This is a genomic window from Pseudomonas peradeniyensis (genome assembly GCF_014268935.2).
In the GTDB taxonomy this organism is placed as follows: Bacteria; Pseudomonadota; Gammaproteobacteria; order Pseudomonadales; family Pseudomonadaceae; genus Aquipseudomonas; species Aquipseudomonas peradeniyensis.
Genome location: NZ_JABWRJ020000002.1, coordinates 454,070 through 476,869 on the forward strand (window position 1 = coordinate 454,070; position 22,800 = coordinate 476,869).

The following is a 22,800-nucleotide window of genomic DNA, read 5'->3' on the forward strand; positions in this document are numbered from 1 at the left end:
CGGTTTTTCATGCCGCCGGACAAAGCAGGCATAATACCGCGCCTTCTACACTGAAGCGCACTTTCACGATTGCCGGATGCCCCCTTGACGCAGCCCCCGTCCCCCGAAGTTTCGCCCCGTCCCTCGGCCTGTCCGGGGTTGTGGCGCATCGTCGCCGCGCGCGACGGTGGCATTTGCCGGATCAAGCTGCCCGGCGGCTTGCTGCTGGCCGATCAGGCCGATGCCGTGGCGGACGCCGCCGAGCGCTTCGCCGGCGGGGTGATCGAGGCGACCAATCGGGCCAATCTGCAGATCCGTGGCATTGGCCAGGATCACAGCGGGCTGGTCGAGCATCTGCTGGCCGCCGGGCTCGGCCCGCGTGACGCGGCGGGCGATGATGTGCGCAACCTCATGCTCAGCCCACTGGCCGGGCTCGATCCGACCATGCTGTTCGACACCCGGCCATTGGCCGGGCAGATCCTCGATCTGCTGGAAAGCACACCCCGGTTCCACAAGCTGTCGGCCAAATTCGCCGTGCAGCTCGATGGCGGCGAAGCGCTGGCGATGCTCGACCACGCCCATGATCTGTGGCTGTCCGCGATGCAACGCGAAGGGCACATCTGGTTGCGGTTTGGCCTCGCGAGCAGCCTGTCGAATGGCCAGGCGCTGGGTGCGGTACCGATGGAGCAGGGGCCGGCGTTGGTGCGCGCGGTGCTGGAGCGCTTCCTCGACCTGGCGACACCCGAGCAGTCGCGCATGCGTCAATTGCTGCAGGTGTGCCCGGTTGAGCACTTCCTGGAAGGGCTGGCGATTCAGATCGATGCCACGTCGATGGCCTGGCAGCGCCCGGCGACGACAAGCCCCTGGTTGGGCGTGCTGCCCCAGCGCCAGGGCGTGGCCCTGGGCGTCGCACCGCCCCTCGGGCGCCTGACGGCCGCAATGCTTCGCAGTGCCGCGCGCATCGCCCGGCAATGGGGCGATGGCAGCTTGCGCCTGACGCCTTGGCAGAGCCTGGTGCTGACCTCCCTCGAACCGACCGAGCTGGAAAACGCACGCGCGCAGCTGGCGGCATCCGGCATGCTCTGCCACAACGAACATCCACTGGCGCGGGTCGTTGCCTGCACCGGCTCCAGCGGTTGCGCCAAGGCCCAGGCCGACACCAAGGCCGACGCCATTGTCCTGGCCGCGCTGCTGCACCACGGTGCCCCGGGCAGCGTGCACCTGACAGCCTGCCCACGTTCCTGCGCCATGGCCCATGCCGCCCCGGCCACCCTGTTGGCCCGCGCCCCGGGCCGTTATGACCTTTATTTGCGCGACGCGCGCCTGCCGGGTTTCGGCAGGCTGCGCGCAGCCGACCTCACCCCAGAAGAAGCAGGCGCCATGCTCGACCTGCCGACGGAGCACCTTGATGATTGACTACATTCGCGATGGTCAGGAGATCTATCGCAATTCCTTCCGGATCATCCGCGAGGAAGCCCGGCTCGAGCGGATCCCCGCCGATCTTGAAAAGCTCGCCGTGCGCGTGATCCATGCCTGCGGCATGGTCGAGGCCATCGATGGCCTGCAGTTCTCCGAAGGCGCCGGTAGCGCCGGCCGCGAGGCCCTGGCCAAGGGCGCGCCGATCCTCTGTGACGCGCACATGGTCGCCGAAGGCATCACCCGCGCCCGCCTGCCGGCCAACAACCCGGTGATCTGCACCCTGCGCGACCCGAGCGTGCCGGACCTGGCCAAGGCCGAGGGCAACACCCGCTCGGCGGTGGCCCTGGAACTGTGGCGCCCGCACCTGGAAGGCAGCGTGGTGGTGATCGGCAACGCGCCGACCGCATTGTTCTACCTGCTGGAGATGCTCGATGCCGGCGCGCCGAAACCGGCGCTGATCCTCGGCTTCCCGGTCGGCTTCGTCGGCGCCGCCGAATCCAAGGCCATGCTCGCCGCCGACAGCCGTGGCGTGCCGTTCGTGATCATGCAGGGCCGCCTGGGCGGCAGCGCGATGGCCGCCGCCGCGGTGAACGCCCTGGCCACGGAGGTGGAATGATGCACGCACGCGGACGACTGCTGGGCCTGGGCGTGGGCCCGGGCGATCCCGAACTGATCACGGTCAAGGCCCTGCGCCTGCTGCGCGAGGCCCCTGTGGTGGCGTACTTCGTGGCCAAGGGCAAGCGCGGCAACGCCTTCGGTATCATCGAAGCGCACCTGCAAGCCGAACAGACCCTGCTGCCCCTGGTATATCCGGTGACCACCGAGGCGCTGCCCGCGCCGCTCTCCTACGAGCAGGTGATCAGCGACTTCTACGACGAAGCCAGCCTGCAGGTGGCCGCGCACCTGGATGCCGGCCGCGACGTGGCGGTGATCTGCGAAGGGGACCCGTTCTTCTACGGCTCCTACATGTACCTGCACGATCGCCTGGCGTCGCGCTACGAGGCGCAGGTGATTCCGGGCGTCTGCTCGATGCTTGGTGGTGCCTCGGTGCTCGGTGCGCCGCTGGTGTATCGCAACCAGACCCTCACCGTGCTCTCCGGTGTGTTGCCCCATGAAGAGCTCAAGCAGCGCCTGGCCGCTGCCGACGCGGCAGTGATCATGAAGCTGGGGCGCAACTTCCCCAAGGTGCGCCAGGTGCTCGGCGAGCTGGGCCTGGATAGCCGTGCGCTGTACGTGGAGCGGGCAACCATGGCCAACCAGAAGATCGTCGCGCTGGACGAAGTCGACCCGCAGTCCTCGCCGTACTTCTCGCTGATCATCGTGCCGGGTGAGAAATGGCAGGGATGATCAAGGCACCGGCAATCGTCATTCTCGGCCCGGGCAGCCTGGCTACCGCGCAGCGAATCCAGCAACGTTATCCACAGGCCGTGATCCATGGCCTGCAAGGGCGTGTGGAGGGTGCCGACCGTTACTACGCAGCCTTCGGCGACACCCTGCGCGAGTTGTATCAGCAAGACACGCCGATCATCGCCCTGTGCGCGGCGGGTATCGTCATTCGCACCCTGGCGCCGCTGTTGAGCGAAAAAGGCGTCGAGCCGCCGGTGCTGGCCGTGGCCGAGGACGGCAGCGCCGTGGTGCCGCTGCTCGGTGGCCTGGGCGGGGTCAATGTCATGGCCCGAGAGATCGGTGAAGCGTTGGATGTAAGCGCGGCGATCACCACCAGTGGCGAGCTGCGCTTCGGCACCTGCCTGCTCAACCCGCCCGAGGGTTATGCTCTGGCGGACCTGGAGCAGGGCAAGCGCTTCGTCTCCGATCTGCTGGCGGGTGAAACCGTGCGTGTCGAAGGCGACGCGCCGTGGCTCGAGCACGCGCAGTTGCCGGCAGGTGACGATGCGCGGCGCACCATTCATGTGGGGAGCGCTATTCGCCCGAGCAACCGTGACGAACTGCTGATCCATGCGCGTTGCGTGGTGGTGGCAGTCACAGCCGGCAGCGCTGACCTGGTGCAACAGGTGCGCGAGGAACTGCTGCGAGCGAACATCGCCGAGCCCGCGTTGGCTTGCCTGCTGGCGAGCGAAACCGAGATGGCGGAGCCGACCCTGCACGAGGCTGCCCAGGCGCTGAATGTCGCCCTGCGCTTCGCCCCGGTCGCCGAGAGCCTGGAGCGGATGCTGGCTGATGCATTGCCGCAAGCGCTTGTAGGTTCGTCCGTGGGGCTCGCCCACGCCGTTGCCGCGGCACCGGTCGACATCGACCGAGTTGGCCGTCGCCGGGGGCGCCTGGCCGTGATCGGCCTGGGCCCTGGTGCCGCCGAGCTGATGGTACCGGCGGTCAAGGCCGAACTGGCGCGCGCCCAGGATGTGCTCGGCTACGAAACCTACGTGCGCATGGCCGGCCCCTTCCGCGACGATCAAGTGCTGCACTGCACCGACAACCGCGAAGAGATGCAGCGCGCCCGCCATGCCTTCGAGCTGGCGGCCCAGGGGCGTTCGGTGGTGGTGGTGTCGTCGGGCGACCCGGGCGTGTTTGCCATGGCGGCTGCGGTGCTGGAAGCATTGCACGAGTCCAGCGACCCGGCCTGGCAGCGCGTCGAGTTGGAGATCCTGCCCGGCGTCTCGGCCTCGCTGGCCACCGCCGCTCAAGCTGGGGCGCCGCTGGGGCATGATTTCTGCGTGATGTCGCTGTCGGACAACCTCAAGCCCTGGTCGATCATCGAAAAACGCCTCGACCTGGCGGCCCAGGCGGATCTGGTGCTGGCGTTCTACAACCCGATCTCCAAGGCCCGGCCTCATCAGTTGGGTGCGGCGCTGGAAGTGGTGCGCCGCCATCGCGACGAAGAAACGCCGGTGGTGCTGGGCCGCGATATCGGCCGGCCGGGGCAGACCCTGCGGGTAGTGACCCTGGGCGAGCTGCTGCCGGAGATGGTCGACATGCGCACCATGGTGCTGGTCGGCTCCTCGACCACTTGCACCTTCGCCCGTGCCGATGGCGGCCAGTGGGTGTACACGCCGCGCTGGTACCCCACCAAGCCCTGAGCGTAACCGGGGTCAGGGCAGCAGGTAGCCCTTGATCCCGGTGAAGATGATCTGCGCCGCCAGGGCGCAGACGAACAGCCCCATCAGGCGGCTGACGATCTGCAGGCCCTGGTCGCCGAGCAGCCGCTCGATACGGTGCGAAAGGTACAGCACCAGGCCGACGGTGAAGCTGGCCAGGGCGATGCTGACGATGGCCAGCAGCTTGTCGTCCCAGTGCGGCTGGCCCACTCCCATCACCAGCAGCGCACCGATGGTGCCCGGGCCGACTGTCAGCGGAATGGTCAGCGGCACGATGGTCACGTCTTGCTGCACGTTGTCGGTCTGCACCGCCGACTTGCCCTGGGCCATGCCCAGCGCCGAGATGAACAGCACCGAGCCCGCGCCGATGCGAAAGGCGTCGGCGGTGATGCCGAACACGCCGAAGATCACCCGCCCGAACAGATAGAGCAGCACGCTGGCCACCAGCGTGGCGATCGCCACGCGCCAGGCCAGTTGCTTGCGTTCCTTGCTGGAGTGGCCGCGGGTCAGGCCGATGAAGCACGACAGCACGAAGAACGGGCTGTAGAGCACGAGCATTTTCAGGTAGACGCTGAACAACTCATGGAGCATGGGGGCGGGTCCAGGCGGAGAAGAGTGGCATCTGTATAGCACGGAACCTGTAGGAGCGGCCTTGTGTCGCGATAGGGCCGCAGAGCGGCCCCAGGATCTCAGCTATAGCAGAAATGGTCGGGGGCTGCTGTGCAGCCCATTCGCGACGCAAGGCCGCTCCTACACCGATAGCGCTGCCCGCGGTGTTTCAGTCGAGAGGCGCAGTAACCACCTGCCGTTGCCCCGCCCAGAACTGGATCAGTTCGCGCAATTGCGACAGCTCCACCGGCTTGGCCATGTGCCCATCCATGCCAGCCAGGCGCGCGCGCTCCTTGTGTTCGTTGAGGATGTGCGCGGTCAGCGCCACCACCGGGGTACGCGGACGCTGGTTGGCGGTTTCCCAGGCGCGCAGCTGCTGGGTGGCGGAGAAACCGTCGAGCACCGGCATTTCGCAGTCCATCAGTACCAGGTCGTAGTGCCTGGTCTTCATCGCCTGCAGGGCTTCTTCGCCGTTGCTGGCAGTGTCCGGCTCGAGGTTGAGCTTGCCGAGCATGCCGCGGATGACCTTGGTCGAGATGCTGTTGTCCTCGGCCACCAGGATGCGGAAGTCGCCGGGCAGGTCCAGCGGTACCGGGGTACCTGCCGGCAGCGGCGGCGCGGCCTGCTCGCGGCCGCGCAGGGCGAGCTCCTCGGCGAGGGTGGTCTTGAGCGTGTAGCCGGCCACCGGCTTGGCGAGGATGCGCTTGACCCCGGCGTTACGGGCGATGATCTTGCTCGGCGCGTTGCTGATGCCGGTGAGCATGACCACCAGGATGTCGTGGTTCAGGCTCGGGTCTTCCTTGATCTTGGCTGCCAGTTGCATGCCGGTCATGCCGGGCATGTTCTGGTCCAGCAGCACGGCGTCGAAGTAGTCGCGCAAGTGCGCCTTGGTGCGCAGCAGCGCCAGCGCTTCCTTGCCCGACGGCACCGCGCTGACGTTCATGCCCCAGGCGCTGCATTGCTGCACCAGCACCTTGCGGCAGGTGTCGTTGTCGTCCACCACCAGCACCCGCGCATCGCGCAACGGACCGTCGAGGTCGGTGGCCGGCTGCTCCAGGCGCTGCGGATCCAGCGGCAGGGTCAGCCATAGGGTGTTGCCCATGCTGGTGCTGGTCTTGATGCCGAATTCGCCCTGCATCAGGCCGATCAGCTGTTTGGCGATCACCAGACCCAGATGGCCACCGAGCTTGTTGCTGGAGAGGAAGTGCCGGCTGTGCAGTTCGGCCTGCAGCAGGGCGTCGCGCTCGGCGGGCGGCATGGGCTCGCCGCTGTCCTGCACGGCGATGCGCAGGCGCGGGCTGTCGCCACGCTGGTCGAGGGCCACCACCAGCAGGATCTCGCCCTGGGTGGTGTTCTTCAGGGCGTTGTCCAGCAGGCTCGACAGGGCTTGGCGCAGGCGCGTCGGGTCGCCACTGACGACCCTGGGCACCTGGGGCTGGGTGAAGCTGATCAGCTCGATGTTCTGCTGCTCGGCCTTGGCCCGGAAGATGTTCAGGCAGTCCTCGATCAGGGCGTTGAGGTCGAACTGCACATCGTCCAGTTCGATCTGCCGCGACTCGAGCTTGGAGATGTCGAGGATCTCGTTGATCAGGGTGAGCAGTTCGTTGCCAGCGCTGTGGATGGTCTGCACGTAGTCGCGCTGCTTGACCGACAGCGGCGTGCCCAGCAACAGCTCGGTCATGCCCAGCACGCCATTCATGGGGGTGCGGATCTCGTGGCTGATCTTGGCCAGGAACTCGGCCTTGGCGTTGATCTCGGCATCGCTGGCGGCCAGGGCGCGGCTGGCGCGGAAGCGTTCCTCGCTGATCCGGCGCAGGCGCTCGCTGACCGCGAGGTTGAGCAACAGGCCGCTGACCACGGTCAGCGCCATGAGGATGCACAGCAGCCAGGGCGTGGCGGTGCGGGTCAGGCCCAGCAGGGCCGGCAGCAGCACCAGGCCGCCGAGGTTGAACACCAGCATCGCCACGCTGAACAGCCGCGCCGGGCCGTAGCCCTTGTACCAGTGATAGCTGCTGACCAGCAGCATGCTCACGCTGCCCAGGGCGAGCAGGGCGTAGGTCATCAGGTTCAGCGGCAGCGTGTCGACGAACAGCAGCACCAGGCCGCTGACCGCGGCCACCACCATTTCCATTTGCAGCAGGCGATTGAGCCGTGCCGAACTGCAGGGGGAGAAGAAATGCAGGGTGAAGTACAGTCCGGCCAGGCCCGCCAGCACCAGGGTCAGATAGGCCGCCGGGGTCTGCGCGCTATGCCACAGCTGCCCCCACGGGCCAGTGAGATTGAGCAGGATCAGCGCGCTGAGCAGCATCAGGCCGTGGTACAGCGCCAGGACCAGCGTGGTGCTGGAGCGTGAATAGGCGAAGCGGATCAGGTTGTGCAGGATCAGCATTACCAGCCCGCCGAACAGCAGGCCGAACAGCAGCGACTGGCGCTGGTCGGCCGCGGCGTGGGCGGTGGACTCGACGCTGATGGCCGGGCGCAACTGGTGTTCGGAGACCAGCCGCAGGTAGATGTCCAGTGGCTGGCTGCTGTGTGGCAGTGGCAGCACATGGTCCCGGCCGCGCTGGGTCGGGCTCAGGCCATCGCCCTGGCGGCCATGGTGCAGCTGGCGCAGCAGCTTGCCGCCTTCAAGGGCGTAGAGGTCCAGGCGCGACAGGTCGGGGGCGAAGATGCGGACCAGTTGCTCCTGGTCGTGCGGCTCCAGGCGGTAGTGCAGCCAGAGCGCCTGGTCGGGGAGGGCGGCATCCAGTTCGTCGAGGGCCAGGGGGCTGAACTGGTTGCGGTAACGCTCGGAGCGTACATCGGACAATTGCAGGTTGGCCTGTTCGTCGAGCAGCGCCGACCAGCCTGCGGCCTGTTCGGCGTGTGCCGGGAGCAGGCAGAGCAGGGTCAGCAGGCTGACGATCAGGGCTATGGCAATCCGAAGCCGACGCACGACGAAATCCCTTCTTAGCTAATGTGCCGGATAACAACTATGCGCGGCGCGCCAAGGCGAAGGCAAGGCCCCGGCAGGGCCTTGACGACGAGCCGAAGGCCGGGCGCCTGGAGCGCCACGGCCGTTCGGTGCATTTTTACTGCTGGTGCTCACCGCGCTCGCGGGCGATGGCCCGGTAGCCGATGTCGGTGCGGTAGAAGCTGGCGTCCCACTTGACCTGCTCGGCCAGGCGGTAGGCCTGCTGCTGGGCAGCCTCGACGGTGTCGCCCATGGCGGTGGCGCAGAGCACGCGGCCGCCGGCGCTGACTACCTGGCCGTCCTTCAGTGCGGTACCGGCGTGGAACACCTTGCCTTCAAGCTTGGCGGCGGCATCCAGGCCGCTGATCGCGGCGCCCTTGGCGTAGTCGCCCGGATAGCCACCGGCGGCCAGCACCACGCCCAGGCTCGGACGCGGGTCCCATTGCGCTTCGACCTTGTCCAGGGCCTTGGCGAAGGCAGCCTCGACCAGCAGTACCAGGCTCGACTCCAGGCGCAGCATGACTGGCTGGGTTTCCGGGTCGCCGAAGCGGCAGTTGAACTCGATGACCTTGGGGTTGCCCGCCTTGTCGATCATCAGGCCGGCGTAGAGGAAACCGGTGTAGACGTTGCCTTCCTCGGCCATGCCGCGCACGGTCGGCCAGATCACTTGGTCCATCACGCGCTGGTGCACGTCGGCGGTGACCACCGGGGCAGGGGAGTAGGCGCCCATGCCGCCGGTGTTCGGGCCGGTGTCCTGGTCGCCGACGCGCTTGTGGTCCTGGCTGGTGGCCATGGGCAGCACGTTGTGGCCGTCGACCATGACGATGAAGCTGGCTTCCTCGCCGTCGAGGAACTCTTCGATCACCACCCGCGAGCCGGCTTCGCCGAAGGCATTGCCGGCGAGCATGTCGCGCACGGCGTCTTCGGCTTCCTGCAGGGTCATGGCGACGATCACGCCCTTGCCGGCGGCCAGGCCGTCGGCCTTGATCACGATCGGTGCGCCTTTCTCACGCAGGTAGGCCAGGGCTGGCTCGATCTCGGTGAAGTTCTGGTAGTCGGCGGTCGGGATCTTGTGACGGGCCAGGAAGTCCTTGGTGAAGGCCTTGGAGCCTTCCAACTGGGCCGCACCCTTGGTCGGACCGAAGCAGTCCAGGTTGCGGCTGCGGAACAGGTCGACGACGCCGAGCACCAGCGGTGCTTCCGGGCCGACGATGGTCAGGTCGACGTTCTTCTCGGCGAAGTCGGCCAGTTGCTCCAGGGCGGTGACGTCGATGGCGACGTTCTCGCACTTGGCTTCGGTGGCGGTGCCGGCGTTGCCCGGGGCAACGAAGACTTTCTCGACGCGTGGGTCCTGGGCGACTTTCCAGGCCAGGGCGTGTTCACGACCGCCGCTGCCGATGATCAAAACTTTCATGTCAAAACCTCGAATTCTTTCGGACGGGAGGCAAAGCCTCACGCTGTACGAGGTCGCAATGAAGCAGGTAGATGCAAGGCGGGGCCGGTTCCGATGAGCGGAGTTGCCTTCTGGCAATGAGCATCAGCGGAACCGGCCCCAACGCAGCAGATGCCTGCTTCAGTGCGGCCGATTGCCGTAAATCAGTGGCGGAAGTGGCGCATGCCGGTGAAGACCATGGCGATACCGGCTTCATCAGCGGCAGCAATCACCTCGGCATCACGCATCGAACCACCCGGCTGGATCACGGCGCTGATACCCACTTTAGCCGCATTGTCGATGCCGTCGCGGAACGGGAAGAACGCATCCGAGGCCATCACCGCGCCCTGTACCTGCAGACCGGCGTGCTCGGCCTTGATGGCGGCGATGCGCGCGGAGTTGACGCGGCTCATCTGGCCGGCGCCGACGCCGATGGTCTGGCGGTTCTTGGCGTAGACAATGGCGTTGGACTTGACGAACTTGGCCACTTTCCAGGCGAACACCAGGTCGTGGATTTCCTGCTCGGTCGGCGCGCGTTTGGTGACGATCTTCAGGTCGTCGGCGCTGATCATGCCGATATCGCGGCTCTGCACCAGCAGGCCACCGTTGACGCGCTTGAAGTCCCAACCGGCGGCGCGCTCGGCTGGCCACTCGCCGCACTCCAGCAGACGCACGTTCTGCTTGGCGGCCACGACTTCGCGGGCGGCCTGGGAGATTTTCGGGGCGATGATCACTTCGACGAACTGACGCTCGACGATGGCTTTGGCGGTTTCGCCGTCCAGCTCGCGGTTGAAGGCGATGATGCCGCCGAAAGCCGATTCGGTATCGGTGGCGTAGGCCAGGTCGTAGGCCTTGCGGATGCCGCCTTCGTCTTCAGGCACCACGGCCACGCCGCACGGGTTGGCGTGCTTGACGATGACGCAGGCCGGCTTGACGAAGCTCTTCACGCACTCCAGCGCGGCGTCGGTGTCGGCCACGTTGTTGAACGACAGCTCCTTGCCTTGCAGCTGGATGGCGGTGGAGATGCTGGCCTCGCCCTTCTTCGCCTCGACGTAGAACGCCGCGCTCTGGTGCGGGTTCTCGCCGTAGCGCATTTCCTGGGCCTTGACGAACTGGCTGTTGAAAGTGCGCGGGAACTCGCTGCGGTCTTCGGTCGACAGGGTTTGCTTGGCCTGGTCGATGGTGCCCATGTAGTTGGCGATCATGCCGTCGTAGGCGGCGGTGTGCTCGAAGGCCTTGAGCATCAGGTCGAAGCGCTGGGCGTAGGTCAGGCCGCCGGCCTTGAGGCCCTCGACGATACCGGCGTAGTCGCTGGCGTTGACCACGATGGCGACGTCCTTGTGGTTCTTCGCCGCCGAACGGACCATGGTCGGGCCGCCGATGTCGATGTTCTCGATGGCGGTCGGCAGGTCGCAGCCCGGCTTGCTGATGGTGGCTTCGAACGGGTACAGGTTGACTGCGACCAGGTCGATCGGCTTGATGCCGTGCTCGTTCATGATGGCGTCGTCGGTGCCGCGACGGCCGAGGATGCCGCCGTGGATCTTCGGATGCAGGGTCTTGACCCGGCCGTCCATCATTTCGGCGAAGCCGGTGTAGTCGGCCACTTCCACCGCGTTCACGCCATTGTCCTTGAGCAGCTTGTAGGTGCCGCCGGTGGACAGGATCTCGACACCGAGCTGCTGCAGCTCACGGGCGAATTCGAGGATACCGGTCTTGTCGGAGACGCTGATCAGGGCGCGGCGGATCGGCAGGCGGGTAGTCTGGTCGGTCATTTCAGATTCCATAACGCGGTGGAGTCAGCAAAAAAGGCGCCTTTTTGCATGAGCGCCTTTTCTGGTTGGGGTTCTGGCCTTACAACAGATCGTACTGCTTGAGCTTCTTGCGCAGCGTGCCTCGGTTGAGTCCGAGCATCTCGCTGGCCTTGGTCTGGTTGCCCTTGACGTAGTTCATCACGCATTCGAGCAAGGGCGCCTCGACTTCCGAGAGCACCAGGTTGTACACGTCCGTGACGGTAGCGCCTTCCAGGTGGGCGAAGTAGTTGTGCAGCGCCTTCTCGACGCTGTCGCGCAGGGTCTGGCCCTCCTCGCTCGGCGTGTTCAGGTGCTGCTTGAGGTTGGCGTTGTCGCTCACGGGCGTTGTTCCACTCACTAATGTCTCGGTCATCATCGTCATGCGGCCACCCCTTGTTCGTCCTCTGTCCCAAGGCTCTGTCGACGTTCGGCGAAAAACGCCTGAACGTTGGCGCACTGCGCTTGTGTGTCTTCCAAAGCGTTGAACCGGCTGCGGAACTCCTTGCCGCCGGGTCGGGTCGCCAGGTACCAGCCCACGTGCTTGCGGGCGATACGCACGCCCATCACATCGCCGTAGAAGGCGTGCAGCGCAGCCAGGTGCTCCAGCAGAATGCGTTCCACTTCGTCCAGCGCCGGTGCGGGCAAATGCTCGCCCGTGCGCAGGAAATGCTCGATCTCGCGGAAAATCCACGGCCGCCCCTGGGCGGCACGGCCGATCAGCAGGCCGTCGGCACCGGTGGCGTGCAGCACCGCCCGGGCCTTTTCCGGCGAGGTGATGTCGCCGTTGGCGAAAACCGGGATCGACACCGCCTGCTTGATCGCGGCGATGGTGTCGTACTCGGCGTCACCGGTGTACAGGTCGGCGCGTGTGCGGCCATGTACCGCCAGCGCCTGGATGCCGGCCTGTTCGGCGATCTTCGCCACATTCAGGCCGTTCTTGTTCGCCCGGTCCCAGCCGGTGCGGATCTTCAGCGTCACCGGGACGTCCACGGCGCCGACGACGGCGTGGAGGATCTCGGTGACCAAGGCTTCATCTCTCAATAAAGCAGAGCCTGCAGCCTTGTTGCAGACTTTTTTCGCCGGGCAACCCATGTTGATGTCGATGATCTGGGCGCCGGCCTCGACGTTGGCCCGGGCCGCCTCGGCCATCATCTGCGCGTCGCCGCCGGCGATCTGCACCGAGCGCGGCTCGGGATCGCCTTCGTGGATGCGGCGCAGGCTCGACTTGCGGCTGTTCCACAGGCGCATGTCGCTGGAGACCATCTCCGAGACCACCATGCCCGCCCCCAGGCGTTTGCACAGGGTGCGGAAAGGCTGGTCCGTGACGCCGGCCATGGGGGCCAGGATCAGGTTGTTCTGCAGTGTGTAAGGGCCGATGCGTACCGCCGACATAGGTGTTCCCTGTTGTGGGGCCGAATCATTGGAGTTCGAAAAAGGGATGGCATGATACCCGCTCTCGATGACCGGATAAAGATGAATCTGGATAAAATCTGAACAGTTGCGGCGTTATGACCGATGCCGCGAGTCTCGGAAATTCAACCGTTCAGTTGAATCTGGGGCCGCTTTGCGGTCCGTTCGCGACACCGGCAAGCCCGTGGGGCGGGCTTGCCGCTGGTCGTTTATTCCGGCGAGCGGAAGCTCAGGCTGTAGTTCACCGCCTTCGGCCCCGGGTCGAGGATGTCCAGGGCGATATGGATCGGTGTCTGGCTGGGCATCTCGCCGCGGCCGGCCAGCTCGCCAGACAGGTACTCGCTGGGCTTGAAGCGCCGGCTGGCGATCAGCTGGCCGTTGAGGTCGGCGAAGCGCAGCTCCAGCAAGGGGAAGGGTTGGGCGAAGGGCGCGCGGTTGTAGATGATCGCGTCGACGATCAGCGCGCCCTTGAAGTCCGGGTGGCTGCGTACCACCAGGTTGCTGCTCTTGATCCGCGAGATGTCCACGCGGGTCGGCACCTGGCAGCCGAACACCGGGCACAGTTGCTGGAACCAAGGGCGGTACTGGTCCTGGCGGGCCATTTCGTCGAAGTGGAACCAGACGTACTGGAACGCCAGCAGGCCGGCGGCCAGCAGGGTCAGGAAGCCCCACAGCAGGCGCTTGCCCCAGTTCGGTGCAGGCTTCTCCCAGTCCAGTTGCAACGGGTCGTCGACTACATCGACCAGCGGCTCCTTGCGCGTGCGCTCGGGCTTGATCGCCAGGCTGGGCTCCAGGCGTTGCCCAAGCTGTTCGTCGGGTTCCTCGTCGCGGGCCGAGAGCGGTTCGCTGCGGACCTCGTCGTCCAGCGCCGACAGGCCCTTTTCCGGAACAGGTTCGTCGTTGGCGGACATCCGCTCCAGTGGCTCGTCGAGGTCGTCGGCTGCTGGCGGGTGGCGCACCGGCGGTTCGTCGTCCAGCTCGAGGTCGGCGCTGCCGAGGGTCGGTTCGGTGCGTTCGTCGGCCGCGGGCTCCAGGTCCAGCGGCTCCTGCTCGTTCAGTACCGGCGCTTCCTCGCCTACCTGTGCGGGCGTCAGGTCGTCATCAGTGGCCGTGCCGAACAGTTCGTCGCCGTGTCCATCGCCGGCCTGCTCGTCGCGACGGGCCTGCAACACGCTCTGCGCTGCGCCGCGCCGGTCGCCCGGGCTGCGCCGTTCGAGGCGCGCCAGTTCCTGGTCGAGGTCGAGGGCATCCAGCTCCTCGGCCGTGACGCTCCAGTTGTCTTCGTCCGGTGCCGGGGTTTCGGCCACCGGCTCGACTGCCGGGGCCACTGCAGCGACCGGTTCCGCCACGGCGAGCGGTGCCTCGGCGTTGCCCTCTGCGCTGGTGGCGCGGTTCTGCTCCAGCAACTGTTTCGCCGCATTGAACACCTGCAGGCAATGGCCGCAGCGCACCACGCCGCGGGCCACGCTCAACTGGTGATGGGTGACGCGAAAGCTGGTCTGGCAATGCGGGCACTGGGTGACGAAACTGTCGGTCATGCGGCTGTCCGGGGAGCTGTGCAGGAGATGAGTCTAGGCGCGCTTAGCGGCGGCGACCACTGATACGTACCCAGCCGTCGCGCACGACGATCGGGTCCAGGTCGAAGTCGGCCGTATAGGCGGCGGCCACTTCCTCGCCTTGCTCGGCAAGGATGCCCGACAGTGCCAGCAGGCCACCGGGGCGCACCAGGCCGGACAGCTGCGGCGCCAGAGAGACCAGCGGGCCGGCCAGGATATTGGCCACCAGCACGTCGGCCTGCATGGCCGGCATCTGCTCGGGCAGGTACAGGTCGAACTTGTCGTCGGCGATGCCGTTGCGCTGGGCGTTGTCACGGGAGGCCTCGATAGCCTGCACGTCGATGTCGGTGCCGACCGCGTGGCGGGCACCGAGCAGCAGCGCGGCGATGGCCAGGATGCCCGAGCCGCAGCCGAAGTCCAGCACCTGGGTGCCTTGCAGCTGTTGGCCGTCGAGCCACTCCAGGCACAGCGCGGTGGTTGGGTGGGTGCCGGTGCCGAACGCCAGGCCCGGGTCGAGCAGCAGGTTGACCGCGTCCTTTTCCGGGGCTTCGTGCCAGCTCGGCACGATCCACAGGCGCTGGCCGAAGCGCATGGGCTGGAAGTTGTCCATCCAGCTGCGTTCCCAGTCCTGGTCCTCGATCACTTCGGCCTGGTGCTCGGGCAGCGCGGCACCGGTCAGCAATTGCAGGTGGGCGAACACCGCTTCAGGCTCGGCATCGGCCTCGAACAGCGCCAGCAGGTGCGTGTGCGACCACAGCGGGGTGGTGTTGAGGTCCGGTTCGAAGATCGGCTGGTCTTCGGCGTCCATGAAGGTCACCGAGACGGCACCCACTTCGAGCAGGGCATCTTCGTAGGTTTCGGCTTGTTCCGGGCTGATGGCCAGGCGTACTTGCAGCCAGGGCATGGCGGGCACCTTTGGTAAATCGACAGGGGCAGCCCGAGGCTGCGCGAAAAGGCCGCCAGTTTACTTGAGTGCGCAGGGTTTGTGCAGGACGCAGTTGTGGCGCAGCGCTTGTCGACGCCATCGCAGGGCAGCCCCACTCCCATCAAAGAGGGAGCGGGGCTGCCCTGGCGGATCAGAGGCTGCGCGCGCGGGTGACCCGGTCGACCAGGTACACCAGGCCGTGATAGTCGATGCCGCTGTGGCTCGACAGGCCGATTTCGCAGGTGCGGCTGGTGGAGATCCCTTCGCTGCAATACTGCACGGCGTCCTTCAGGGTGCGCAGGGAGTGGGCGTTGAGCTCCGGGGTGGTGAAGCCCTTGTCGCCGGCGAAGCCGCAGCAATGGATGCCCTCGGGGATCACCACCTGCTTGCTGCAGCGCCGCGCCAAGTCGATCAGCGCCTGGCTTTCGCCCAGGTGCTGGGTGCTGCAGGTCACGTGCACCGCCACTGGCTCGTCCTGGGGGGTGAACTCCAGCCTGTCGACCAGGTGGGTGCGGATGAAACGCACCGGGTCGTACAGGTCCAGGCGCGACTCGCCCAAGTCCTGCACCAGGCGCAGGGTGCAGGGGCTGGTGTCGCAGTAGATCGGGTCGAGGCCGCCGCGGCTGGCGTGCAGCAGGGCGGTGATCAGCTCCTGGCGCTTGTGCTCGGCCTGCTCGGGGTAGCCCTTGGAGGCGAACGGCTGGCCGCAGCACAGGCTGTCGGCGTTGTCCGGGAACACCACCTGGTAGCCGGCTTTTTCCAGCAGGGCGCGAGTTTTATCCAGCAGCGAGCTCTGTTCGCGGTCGGCGTAGGCCGGGCCCATCACCCGCGACACGCAGGCGGCCAGGTAGACGACCCGTGGCCGGGCATCGTGGCTTTGCGCGGGGAAGTCGATGGCGCGCAGCGGCTGCGGCATGGCGGGTGTCCATTGCGGCAGGCGGCCCTTGCTGGCCCTGCTGAGGCTGGCGCTGAGGCGGCTCATGCGTGGGGCGCCGAGCAGCCTGCGCGCGCCATTGGCGGCGGCCAGGGTGAAGCGGGCGCCGCGCAGGGTGGCGTGGAAGTGCTCGGCCAGCCAGTCGGCGGCCTTGCCGTGCTCGGCCGCCTGGCCGCGCAGCTTCTTCACCAGCTCGCCGGTATTGATGCCTACCGGGCAGCGCTGGGCACAGAGGCCGGTGGCGGCGCAGGTATCGATGCCCTGGTACTGGTAGGTGCGCAGCAGTTCGCGGATGTCGACGCCGGCACGCTTCTTCGCCTGGATATCGCGCCACATGACGATGCGCTGGCGTGGGCTGAGGGTCAGCCCTTTCGACGGGCACACCGGCTCGCAGAACCCGCACTCGATGCACTTGTCGACGATTTCGTCGGCGGCCGGCAGCGGCTTGAGGTTCTTCAGGTGGATATCCGGATCCTCGCTCAGCACCACATCGGGGTTGAGGATGCCGTTGGGGTCGAGCAGGCGCTTGAGCTGCCACATCAGCTGGTAGGCGTCCTTGCCCCATTCTAGCTCGACGAACGGCGCCATGTTGCGCCCGGTGCCGTGCTCGGCCTTGAGCGAGCCGCCGAACTCCACTGCCACCAATTGCGCCACGTCATCCATGAACGCCTGGTAGCGCGCTACTTCCTCGGCACTGTTGAATCCCTGGGTAAAGACGAAGTGCAGGTTGCCTTCCAGGGCGTGGCCGAAAATGATCGCCTCGTCGTAACGGTGCTTGTCGAACAGCTGGATCAGGCGGTTGACGCCTTCGGCCAGTTGCTCGATGGGGAAGGTGACGTCCTCGATGATCACCGTGGTGCCGGTCTGGCGCACGGCGCCGACGGCGGGGAAGGTGTCCTTGCGGATCTTCCACAGCTGGTTGTACACCGCCGGGTCTTCGCTGAAGGCGACCTTCTGCTCCAGCGGGAACTCGGCGATGGCGGCCATCACCTGGTCGAGCTGTTCGTGCAGCAGGCTCTGGCTGGCGGCGCGGGACTCGATCAGCAAGGCGCAGGCGTTGCCGGACAGGCCTTTCACCCAGGCCGGCATGCCGGGCATATCTTGCACCGAACGCAGGCTACGGCGGTCGAGCAGCTCCACGGCGGACACCGGTTGCGGCTTGAGCAGGGTCACCGCCCGGCAGCAGCTTTCGACGCTCGGGAACACCAGCAGCGCGCTGGCCTTGTGCGGATGGTCGGGCACGGTGTCGTAGGTGACGGCGCTGATGAAACCGAGGGTGCCTTCGGAGCCGACCAGAAGGTGCTGCAGGATGTCGAGTGGCTGGTCGTAGTCCACCAGCGCGTTGAGCGACAGGCCCGTGGTGTTCTTCAGTCGGTACTTGTGGCGGATACGGTCGGCCAATGCGAGGTTGGCGCGGGTCTCGCGGCCAAGGCGCGCCAGTTCGTCCAGCAGGCCGGCGTGGCTTTGCTCGAACGCGGCAATACTGGCCGGGTCCTCGCTGTCCAGGCGGGTGCCGTCGGCCAGCACCAGACGCAGGCCGGCGAGGGTGTGGTAGGTGTTCTGCGCGGTGCCGCAGCACATGCCGCTGGCATTGTTGGCGACGATACCGCCGATCTTGCAGGCATTGATCGAGGCCGGGTCCGGGCCGATCTTGCGCCCGTAGGGAGCGAGCCAGGCATTGGCCTGGGCGCCGATCACACCGGGCTGCAGGCGGATCTGCGTGCCCTGGCCGCGAATCTCCCGGCCATTCCAGTTGTCGCCGAGTACGATCAGCACCGAGTCGCTGATGGCCTGGCCCGACAGGCTGGTGCCGGCGGCGCGGAAGGTCACGGGTACCCGGTCACGCTGGGCCAGCTGGAGCAGCGCGACCACTTCATCCTCGGACTCCACGCGCACCACCAGCTTGGGGATCAGTCTGTAGAAGCTGGCGTCGGTGCCAAAGGCCAGGGTCGAGGTCGGGTCGTCGAAGCGGCGTTCGGCGGGGATCAGGCGCTCGGCATCACGCAGGAACGCGGCGGGCAGGCTCATGCAGTCTCCTCGCGGGGCCGCGGCGTCTTGTGCGCGGCGTGCCCCGGGCTATCAGGCGTTGGCGGGCGCTCTCAGGCGCCCAGTTCGCGGACCAGCGAGTCGCGGGTGATCTCGTTGATGGACTTGGCGCCGGTCAACACCATGGCCACGCGCATCTCTTTCTCGAACAGCTCCAGCAGGTTCTTCACGCCTGCTTCGCCATGGGTGGCCAGGGCATAGAGGAAGGCGCGGCCAATCAGCACGGTGTCGGCGCCCAGGGCGACCATGCGCACTACGTCGAGGCCGCTGCGGATACCGGAGTCGGCGAGGATCTTGATATCGCCCTTGACCGCGTCGGCGATCGCCGGCAGGGCGCGGGCGCTGGACAGCACGCCGTCGAGCTGGCGGCCGCCGTGGTTGGAGACGACGATGCCGTCGGCGCCGAACTTGACCGCGTCGCGGGCATCCTCGGCGTCGAGGATGCCCTTGATGATCATCGGGCCGTCCCAGAATTCACGGATCCACTCAAGGTCTTTCCAGGAGATGGACGGGTCGAAGTTGTTGCCCAGCCAGCCGATGTAGTCGGCCAGACCCGTGGGGTTGCCACGGTATTTGGAGATGTTGCCAAGATCGTGCGGGCGGCCGAGCAGGCCGACATCCAGCGCCCACTGCGGGTGGGTCATGGCCTGCCACACGCGGCGCAGCGGTGCGTTCGGGCCACTCATGCCGGAGTGGGCATCGCGGTAGCGGGCGCCGGGTACCGGCATGTCGACGGTGAACACCAGGGTCTTCACTCCGGCCGCTTTCGCGCGCTCCAGGGCGTTGCGCATGAAGCCGCGGTCTTTCAGGACATACAGCTGGAACCACATCGGCCGGTCGATGGCCGGGGCCACCTCTTCGATCGGGCACACCGATACGGTGGACATGGTGAACGGGATGCCATGGGCCGCCGCCGCGCGCGCCGCCTGCACTTCGCCGCGGCGGGCGTACATGCCGGTGAGGCCGACCGGGGCCAAGGCCACGGGCATGCTCAGGGTTTCGTCGAACAGCCGGGTCTCAAGGCTCAGGTCCGACATGTTCTTCAGCACGCGCTGACGCAGGGCGATACTGGCCAGGTCCGAGACGTTGTGGCGCAGGGTGTGCTCGGCGTAGGCACCGCCGTCGGCGTAGTGGAAGAGGAAGGGGGGCAGCTTGCGTTGGGCCGCGGCGCGATAGTCGGTGGAGGCGGAAATGATCATGGATTCTCGCAGCGTGGGTTGAAGGTGATGCCGGGCGCTCGCTGGCGCCCGGGCCCTTTCACTTTAGTGATGAACCAGCATGCCGGTCAGCCAATAGGCCTGGATCAGGGTGATCAGGCCGACGATGGTGGCGAAGAACAGGCTGTGCTTGACGGTGAAGCGGAACAGGTCGGATTCCTTGCCGACCAGGCCGGTGGCGGCGCAGGCCACGGCGATCGACTGTGGCGAGATCATCTTGCCGGTCACGCCGCCGCTGGTGTTGGCCGCCACCAGCAGGGTGTCGTTGACCCCGATCTGGTGCGCGGTGGTGGCCTGCAGCGAGCTGAACAGGGCGTTGGACGAGGTGTCGGAACCGGTCAGGAACACGCCCAGCCAGCCCAGGAACGGCGAGAAGAACGGGAACGCGGCGCCCGTACCGGCCAGCACCAAAGCCATGGTCGAGGACATGCCCGAGTAGTTGGTGACGAAGGCGAAGGCCAGCACCATGCCAATCGACAGGATCGGCCAGCGCAGTTCCCAGAAGGTCTCTTTAAAAGTGGTCAGACCAGTTTTTACGTTGATCTTCAACACCCACATCGAGATCAGCGCCGAGAGGAAGATGGCCGTGCCGGTGGCGGAGATCGGGTCGAGCTTGAACACCGCCGGCATGGCGGTCGGCGCGGTGACGATCGGCGCGGTCTTGATCACCAGTTGGTCGAGGTGCGGGATGGCGAAGTTGAACACGAAGTTGTACATCGCGCCGCCCGGGGCGAAGGCTGCCTTGAACGGCTTCAGGGTCCAGATCGTGACCAGCACGGTCAGGATCAGGAACGGCGACCAGGCCTTGAAGATCTCGCCGAAGCTGTACGGCGAAGGCTGGCTGCCACCCGATTGCACGACGGCGGCGCCGACGCTGCCCTTGGCTTCGGCGAACGAGCGCTTGGGCTGCCAGACCTTGAGGAACAGGGTCAGGGCGATCAGGCTGGCCAGGGCCGAGGTGATGTCCGGCAGCTCCGGGCCGATGAAGTTAGAGGTGAAGTACTGGGTGACGGCGAAGCTCAGGCCGGCCACCAGGGCGGCAGGCCAGGTCTCCTTCATGCCGCGCACGCCGTCCATCATGAACACCAGCCAGAACGGCACGAACAGCGACAGCAGCGGCAGCTGGCGGCCGGTCATGGCGCCGATGTGGAAGGCGTCGATGCCGGTCACTTGCCCGGCGACGATGATCGGGATGCCCAGGGCGCCGAAGGCCACCGGCGCGGTGTTGGCGATCAGGCACAGGCCGGCGGCGTACAGCGGATTGAAGCCCAGGCCCACCAGCAGCGCGGCGGTGATGGCCACCGGCGCGCCGAAGCCGGCCGCGCCTTCGAGGAAGGCACCGAAGCAGAAGCCGATCAGCAGCACCTGCAGGCGCTGGTCGTCGGTGATCGACAGCACCGAGCTGCGGATCACCTCGAACTGGCCGCTCTTGACCGTGAGTTTGTAGAGGAACACCGCGGCGACGATGATCCAGGCAATCGGCCACAGGCCGTAGAGGAAACCGTAACCCGCGGCGGCCAGGGCCATGTCGACCGGCATCTCGAAGGCGAAGATCGCCACCAGGATCGACAACGCGAGGGTGATGCTGCCGGCGACGTGGCCCTTGAGGCGGAACACGGCGAGGGCGAGGAAGAAGAACACGATGGGGATGACCGCCGCCAGCGCGGACAGGCCGAGGCTACCAAGCGGGGTATAGAGTTGTTGCCAGGTTTGCATATGGGGTGGCCCCTAATTGTTGTTGGTCAAGGCACTGGCATTGGATAATTGGTAAGACCAATTTACAATGGCTGGGCGCTAGGTTAAGAGCGCCGCGCAGGGTGTGTCAATTTGTCCTGTGGAAAACTTTGGTCGGATGCCGATGAGCGGGCATCTGAGCGGCAGGGAAAATCGCCGCCTGATGGGTGTCGGCGCAGGCTGGATAGGCGCAGAATAGGCGCCCCCGGATTCGCATCCCCGGGGTTCGTGGAGAGCAAGCAATGGTTTTTGATCAGGTCCGCCAGCGGCGCCTGTCCGACGACATCGTCGACCGGTTGGAAGGGATGATTCTCGAGGGTACATTGACTTCGGGGCAGCGCCTGCCCGCCGAACGTGTCCTGGCCGAGCAGTTCGGCGTGTCCCGTCCGTCGCTGCGCGAGGCGATCCAGAAGCTCGTGGCCAAGGGGCTGCTGGTCAGCCGCCAGGGTGGCGGCAACTATGTGGCCGAAGCCTTGGGCTCAACGTTCAGCGACCCGCTGTTGCAGTTGCTGGAGCGTAATCCGGAGGCCCAGCGCGATTTGCTGGAGTTCCGTCATACATTGGAGGCGTCGTGCGCGTACTACGCGGCCCAGCGCGCTACCGAGCCTGATCGCGAGCGGCTGAAGACGGCATTCGACGCGCTGCAGGACTGCTACAACCGTGTCGGCGAGGTGGATCGGGTGCAGGAGGGCGCGGCCGATGCGCGATTCCACCTGGCCATTGCCGAAGCCAGCCACAACGCCGTGCTGCTGCATACCATCCGCGGCTTGTTCGACCTGCTCAAGCGCAACGTGGTGACCAACATCGGCGGCATGTACCAGCAGCGCACGGAGACCCGCGACATGCTGATCAGCCAGCATCGCGAGTTGTACCTGGCGATTGTCGAGGGGCGGGCGGACGATGCGCGGGAGGTTTCTAGCCGGCACATCCTGTATGTGCAGGAAGTGCTGCAGGAGGCGCAGCAGGAGGCCCAGCGAGTGGCGCGGGCGGAGCGGCGCAGCGGGCGCTGAGAGGCGGCGTACGCGGTTCTTGTGGGAGCGGCCTCGGGATCTTTGTACCACTCAAGATCGTCGGGGGCTGCTTCGCAGCCCTATCGCGACACGAGGCCGCTCCTACAGTGACCGAGCAGGGCAGGAGTTACTCTTCCTTGCCCTTGTTGCGCATCGTGCGCTGCAGCTCGCGGTTGGAGTCGCGCTCGCGCACGGTGTCGCGCTTGTCGAACTCCTTCTTGCCCTTGCCGAGCGCGATCTCGCACTTGATCAGGTGCTTGCTCCAGTACAGCGACATCGCCACGCAGGTGTAGCCCTTCTGCGCCACGGCCGCTTCCAGGCGCTCCAGCTCACGCTTGTTCAGCAGCAGCTTGCGGGTGCGGATCGGGTCGGCGATGACGTGGGTGCTGGCGGTGTTCAGCGGGGTGATGTGGCTGCCGAACAGCCAGGCTTCGCCATCCTTGAGCAGCACGTAGCTGTCGGTCAGGTGTGCCTTGCCGGCCCGCAGGCTCTTTACTTCCCAACCGGACAGGACCAGCCCGGCCTCGAACTTGTGTTCGATGAAGTAATCGTGTCGCGCCTTCTTGTTCTGCGCGATGGTCCCGGTCGGATGTTTCTTTTGCTTAGCCATAGGGGCGGCATTATAGGGAGAGTCCGCGTCCTCGGCTATGGGGTTTAGGTGAGCTTGAGCCAGTTGTGTGAATCCCGGACAATACAGGCCTTGTTCTGCCGTGCAGAACCGTATTCGAGGCGC

General features: G+C 66.3%; 17 protein-coding genes. 5 read left to right on the forward strand and 12 right to left on the reverse strand.

Annotation, left to right across the window (positions count from 1 at the left end):
- The first annotated feature begins 69 nt into the window (after window positions 1–69).
- From cobG to cobJ, 4 genes are read left to right on the forward strand one after another with little or no spacing between them, the layout of a single operon-like run.
- Window positions 70–1,395, forward strand: coding sequence for a precorrin-3B synthase (gene cobG, locus HU751_RS11540; protein WP_186732735.1), 1,326 nt, complete (start codon window positions 70–72; stop codon window positions 1,393–1,395).
- A complete protein-coding gene (locus HU751_RS11545) occupies window positions 1,388–2,014 on the forward strand; it encodes a precorrin-8X methylmutase (protein ID WP_046854044.1) in 627 nt (208 codons plus the stop codon). The genes cobG and HU751_RS11545 overlap by 8 nt, the downstream gene beginning before the upstream one ends.
- Entirely contained in the window at window positions 2,011–2,745 is a 735-nt protein-coding gene (locus tag HU751_RS11550) for a precorrin-2 C(20)-methyltransferase (protein WP_177330861.1), read from the forward strand. Before HU751_RS11545 ends, HU751_RS11550 begins: the two co-directional genes overlap by 4 nt.
- The gene (gene cobJ / locus HU751_RS11555) at window positions 2,742–4,433 is read left to right on the forward strand and encodes a precorrin-3B C(17)-methyltransferase (protein ID WP_186732736.1); all 1,692 of its coding nucleotides are present in this window, start codon (window positions 2,742–2,744) and stop codon (window positions 4,431–4,433) included. The genes HU751_RS11550 and cobJ overlap by 4 nt, the downstream gene beginning before the upstream one ends.
- Window positions 4,434–4,445: 12 nt before the next feature.
- Here the strand turns inward: cobJ and HU751_RS11560 are convergent, their stop codons facing one another.
- The 11 genes from HU751_RS11560 to HU751_RS11610 all read right to left on the reverse strand — a co-directional run bounded on the left by HU751_RS11560 (window position 4,446) and on the right by HU751_RS11610 (window position 21,039).
- Window positions 4,446–5,042, reverse strand: coding sequence for a MarC family protein (locus HU751_RS11560; protein WP_028691281.1), 597 nt, complete (start codon window positions 5,040–5,042; stop codon window positions 4,446–4,448).
- Window positions 5,043–5,229: 187 nt separating this feature from the next.
- Window positions 5,230–7,995, reverse strand: coding sequence for a hybrid sensor histidine kinase/response regulator (locus HU751_RS11565; protein WP_186732737.1), 2,766 nt, complete (start codon window positions 7,993–7,995; stop codon window positions 5,230–5,232).
- A 136-nt stretch (window positions 7,996–8,131) separates the two neighbouring features.
- A complete protein-coding gene (gene purD / locus HU751_RS11570) occupies window positions 8,132–9,427 on the reverse strand; it encodes a phosphoribosylamine--glycine ligase (protein ID WP_186732738.1) in 1,296 nt (431 codons plus the stop codon).
- 182 nt (window positions 9,428–9,609) lie between these two features.
- Window positions 9,610–11,217 (reverse strand): bifunctional phosphoribosylaminoimidazolecarboxamide formyltransferase/IMP cyclohydrolase, encoded by a 1,608-nt coding sequence (purH, locus tag HU751_RS11575; RefSeq protein ID WP_050707007.1) that lies wholly within the window; start codon window positions 11,215–11,217, stop codon window positions 9,610–9,612.
- Between the two features lie 79 nt (window positions 11,218–11,296).
- Window positions 11,297–11,617: a DNA-binding transcriptional regulator Fis gene (gene fis / locus HU751_RS11580; RefSeq protein ID WP_011535876.1), complete on the reverse strand. Its 321-nt coding sequence runs from the start codon at window positions 11,615–11,617 to the stop codon at window positions 11,297–11,299.
- Window positions 11,614–12,627, reverse strand: a complete 1,014-nt coding sequence (gene dusB, locus HU751_RS11585; RefSeq protein ID WP_050707006.1) for a tRNA dihydrouridine synthase DusB — start codon at window positions 12,625–12,627, stop codon at window positions 11,614–11,616. The genes fis and dusB overlap by 4 nt, the downstream gene beginning before the upstream one ends.
- Before the next feature lie 227 nt (window positions 12,628–12,854).
- On the reverse strand, window positions 12,855–14,183 hold the full coding sequence (locus HU751_RS11590; protein ID WP_186732739.1) for a DUF3426 domain-containing protein: 1,329 nt from the start codon (window positions 14,181–14,183) through the stop codon (window positions 12,855–12,857).
- A 43-nt stretch (window positions 14,184–14,226) separates the two neighbouring features.
- Window positions 14,227–15,105: a 50S ribosomal protein L11 methyltransferase gene (gene prmA, locus HU751_RS11595; protein WP_050707004.1), complete on the reverse strand. Its 879-nt coding sequence runs from the start codon at window positions 15,103–15,105 to the stop codon at window positions 14,227–14,229.
- Between the two features lie 172 nt (window positions 15,106–15,277).
- The gene (locus HU751_RS11600; protein ID WP_186732740.1) at window positions 15,278–18,088 is read right to left on the reverse strand and encodes an FAD-binding and (Fe-S)-binding domain-containing protein; all 2,811 of its coding nucleotides are present in this window, start codon (window positions 18,086–18,088) and stop codon (window positions 15,278–15,280) included.
- A 71-nt stretch (window positions 18,089–18,159) separates the two neighbouring features.
- Entirely contained in the window at window positions 18,160–19,305 is a 1,146-nt protein-coding gene (gene lldD / locus HU751_RS11605) for an FMN-dependent L-lactate dehydrogenase LldD (RefSeq protein ID WP_186732741.1), read from the reverse strand.
- A gap of 63 nt (window positions 19,306–19,368) precedes the next feature.
- A complete protein-coding gene (locus HU751_RS11610) occupies window positions 19,369–21,039 on the reverse strand; it encodes a lactate permease LctP family transporter (protein WP_186732742.1) in 1,671 nt (556 codons plus the stop codon).
- A 260-nt stretch (window positions 21,040–21,299) separates the two neighbouring features.
- Here HU751_RS11610 and HU751_RS11615 point away from each other — a divergent pair, with 260 nt between their 5' ends.
- Window positions 21,300–22,067 (forward strand): FCD domain-containing protein, encoded by a 768-nt coding sequence (locus HU751_RS11615; RefSeq protein WP_186732743.1) that lies wholly within the window; start codon window positions 21,300–21,302, stop codon window positions 22,065–22,067.
- 127 nt (window positions 22,068–22,194) lie between these two features.
- Here the strand turns inward: HU751_RS11615 and smpB are convergent, their stop codons facing one another.
- A complete protein-coding gene (gene smpB / locus HU751_RS11620; protein WP_023629355.1) occupies window positions 22,195–22,677 on the reverse strand; it encodes an SsrA-binding protein SmpB in 483 nt (160 codons plus the stop codon).
- Between the last annotated feature and the right edge of the window lie 123 nt (window positions 22,678–22,800).

Bases quoted from the DNA above. Each gene is read 5' to 3' on its own strand.
- HU751_RS11545 (WP_046854044.1), top strand. From the start codon at position 1,388: ATGATTGACTACATTCGCGATGGTCAGGAGATCTATCGCAATTCCTTC.
- HU751_RS11550 (WP_177330861.1), top strand. From the start codon at position 2,011: ATGATGCACGCACGCGGACGACTGCTGGGCCTGGGCGTGGGCCCGGGC.
- cobJ (WP_186732736.1), top strand. From the start codon at position 2,742: ATGATCAAGGCACCGGCAATCGTCATTCTCGGCCCGGGCAGCCTGGCT.
- HU751_RS11560 (WP_028691281.1), bottom strand. From the start codon at position 5,042: ATGCTCCATGAGTTGTTCAGCGTCTACCTGAAAATGCTCGTGCTCTAC.
- purD (WP_186732738.1), bottom strand. From the start codon at position 9,427: ATGAAAGTTTTGATCATCGGCAGCGGCGGTCGTGAACACGCCCTGGCC.
- purH (WP_050707007.1), bottom strand. From the start codon at position 11,217: ATGACCGACCAGACTACCCGCCTGCCGATCCGCCGCGCCCTGATCAGC.
- fis (WP_011535876.1), bottom strand. From the start codon at position 11,617: ATGACGATGATGACCGAGACATTAGTGAGTGGAACAACGCCCGTGAGC.
- dusB (WP_050707006.1), bottom strand. From the start codon at position 12,627: ATGTCGGCGGTACGCATCGGCCCTTACACACTGCAGAACAACCTGATC.
- HU751_RS11590 (WP_186732739.1), bottom strand. From the start codon at position 14,183: ATGACCGACAGTTTCGTCACCCAGTGCCCGCATTGCCAGACCAGCTTT.
- prmA (WP_050707004.1), bottom strand. From the start codon at position 15,105: ATGCCCTGGCTGCAAGTACGCCTGGCCATCAGCCCGGAACAAGCCGAA.
- HU751_RS11600 (WP_186732740.1), bottom strand. From the start codon at position 18,088: ATGAGCCTGCCCGCCGCGTTCCTGCGTGATGCCGAGCGCCTGATCCCC.
- lldD (WP_186732741.1), bottom strand. From the start codon at position 19,305: ATGATCATTTCCGCCTCCACCGACTATCGCGCCGCGGCCCAACGCAAG.
- HU751_RS11610 (WP_186732742.1), bottom strand. From the start codon at position 21,039: ATGCAAACCTGGCAACAACTCTATACCCCGCTTGGTAGCCTCGGCCTG.
- HU751_RS11615 (WP_186732743.1), top strand. From the start codon at position 21,300: ATGGTTTTTGATCAGGTCCGCCAGCGGCGCCTGTCCGACGACATCGTC.
- smpB (WP_023629355.1), bottom strand. From the start codon at position 22,677: ATGGCTAAGCAAAAGAAACATCCGACCGGGACCATCGCGCAGAACAAG.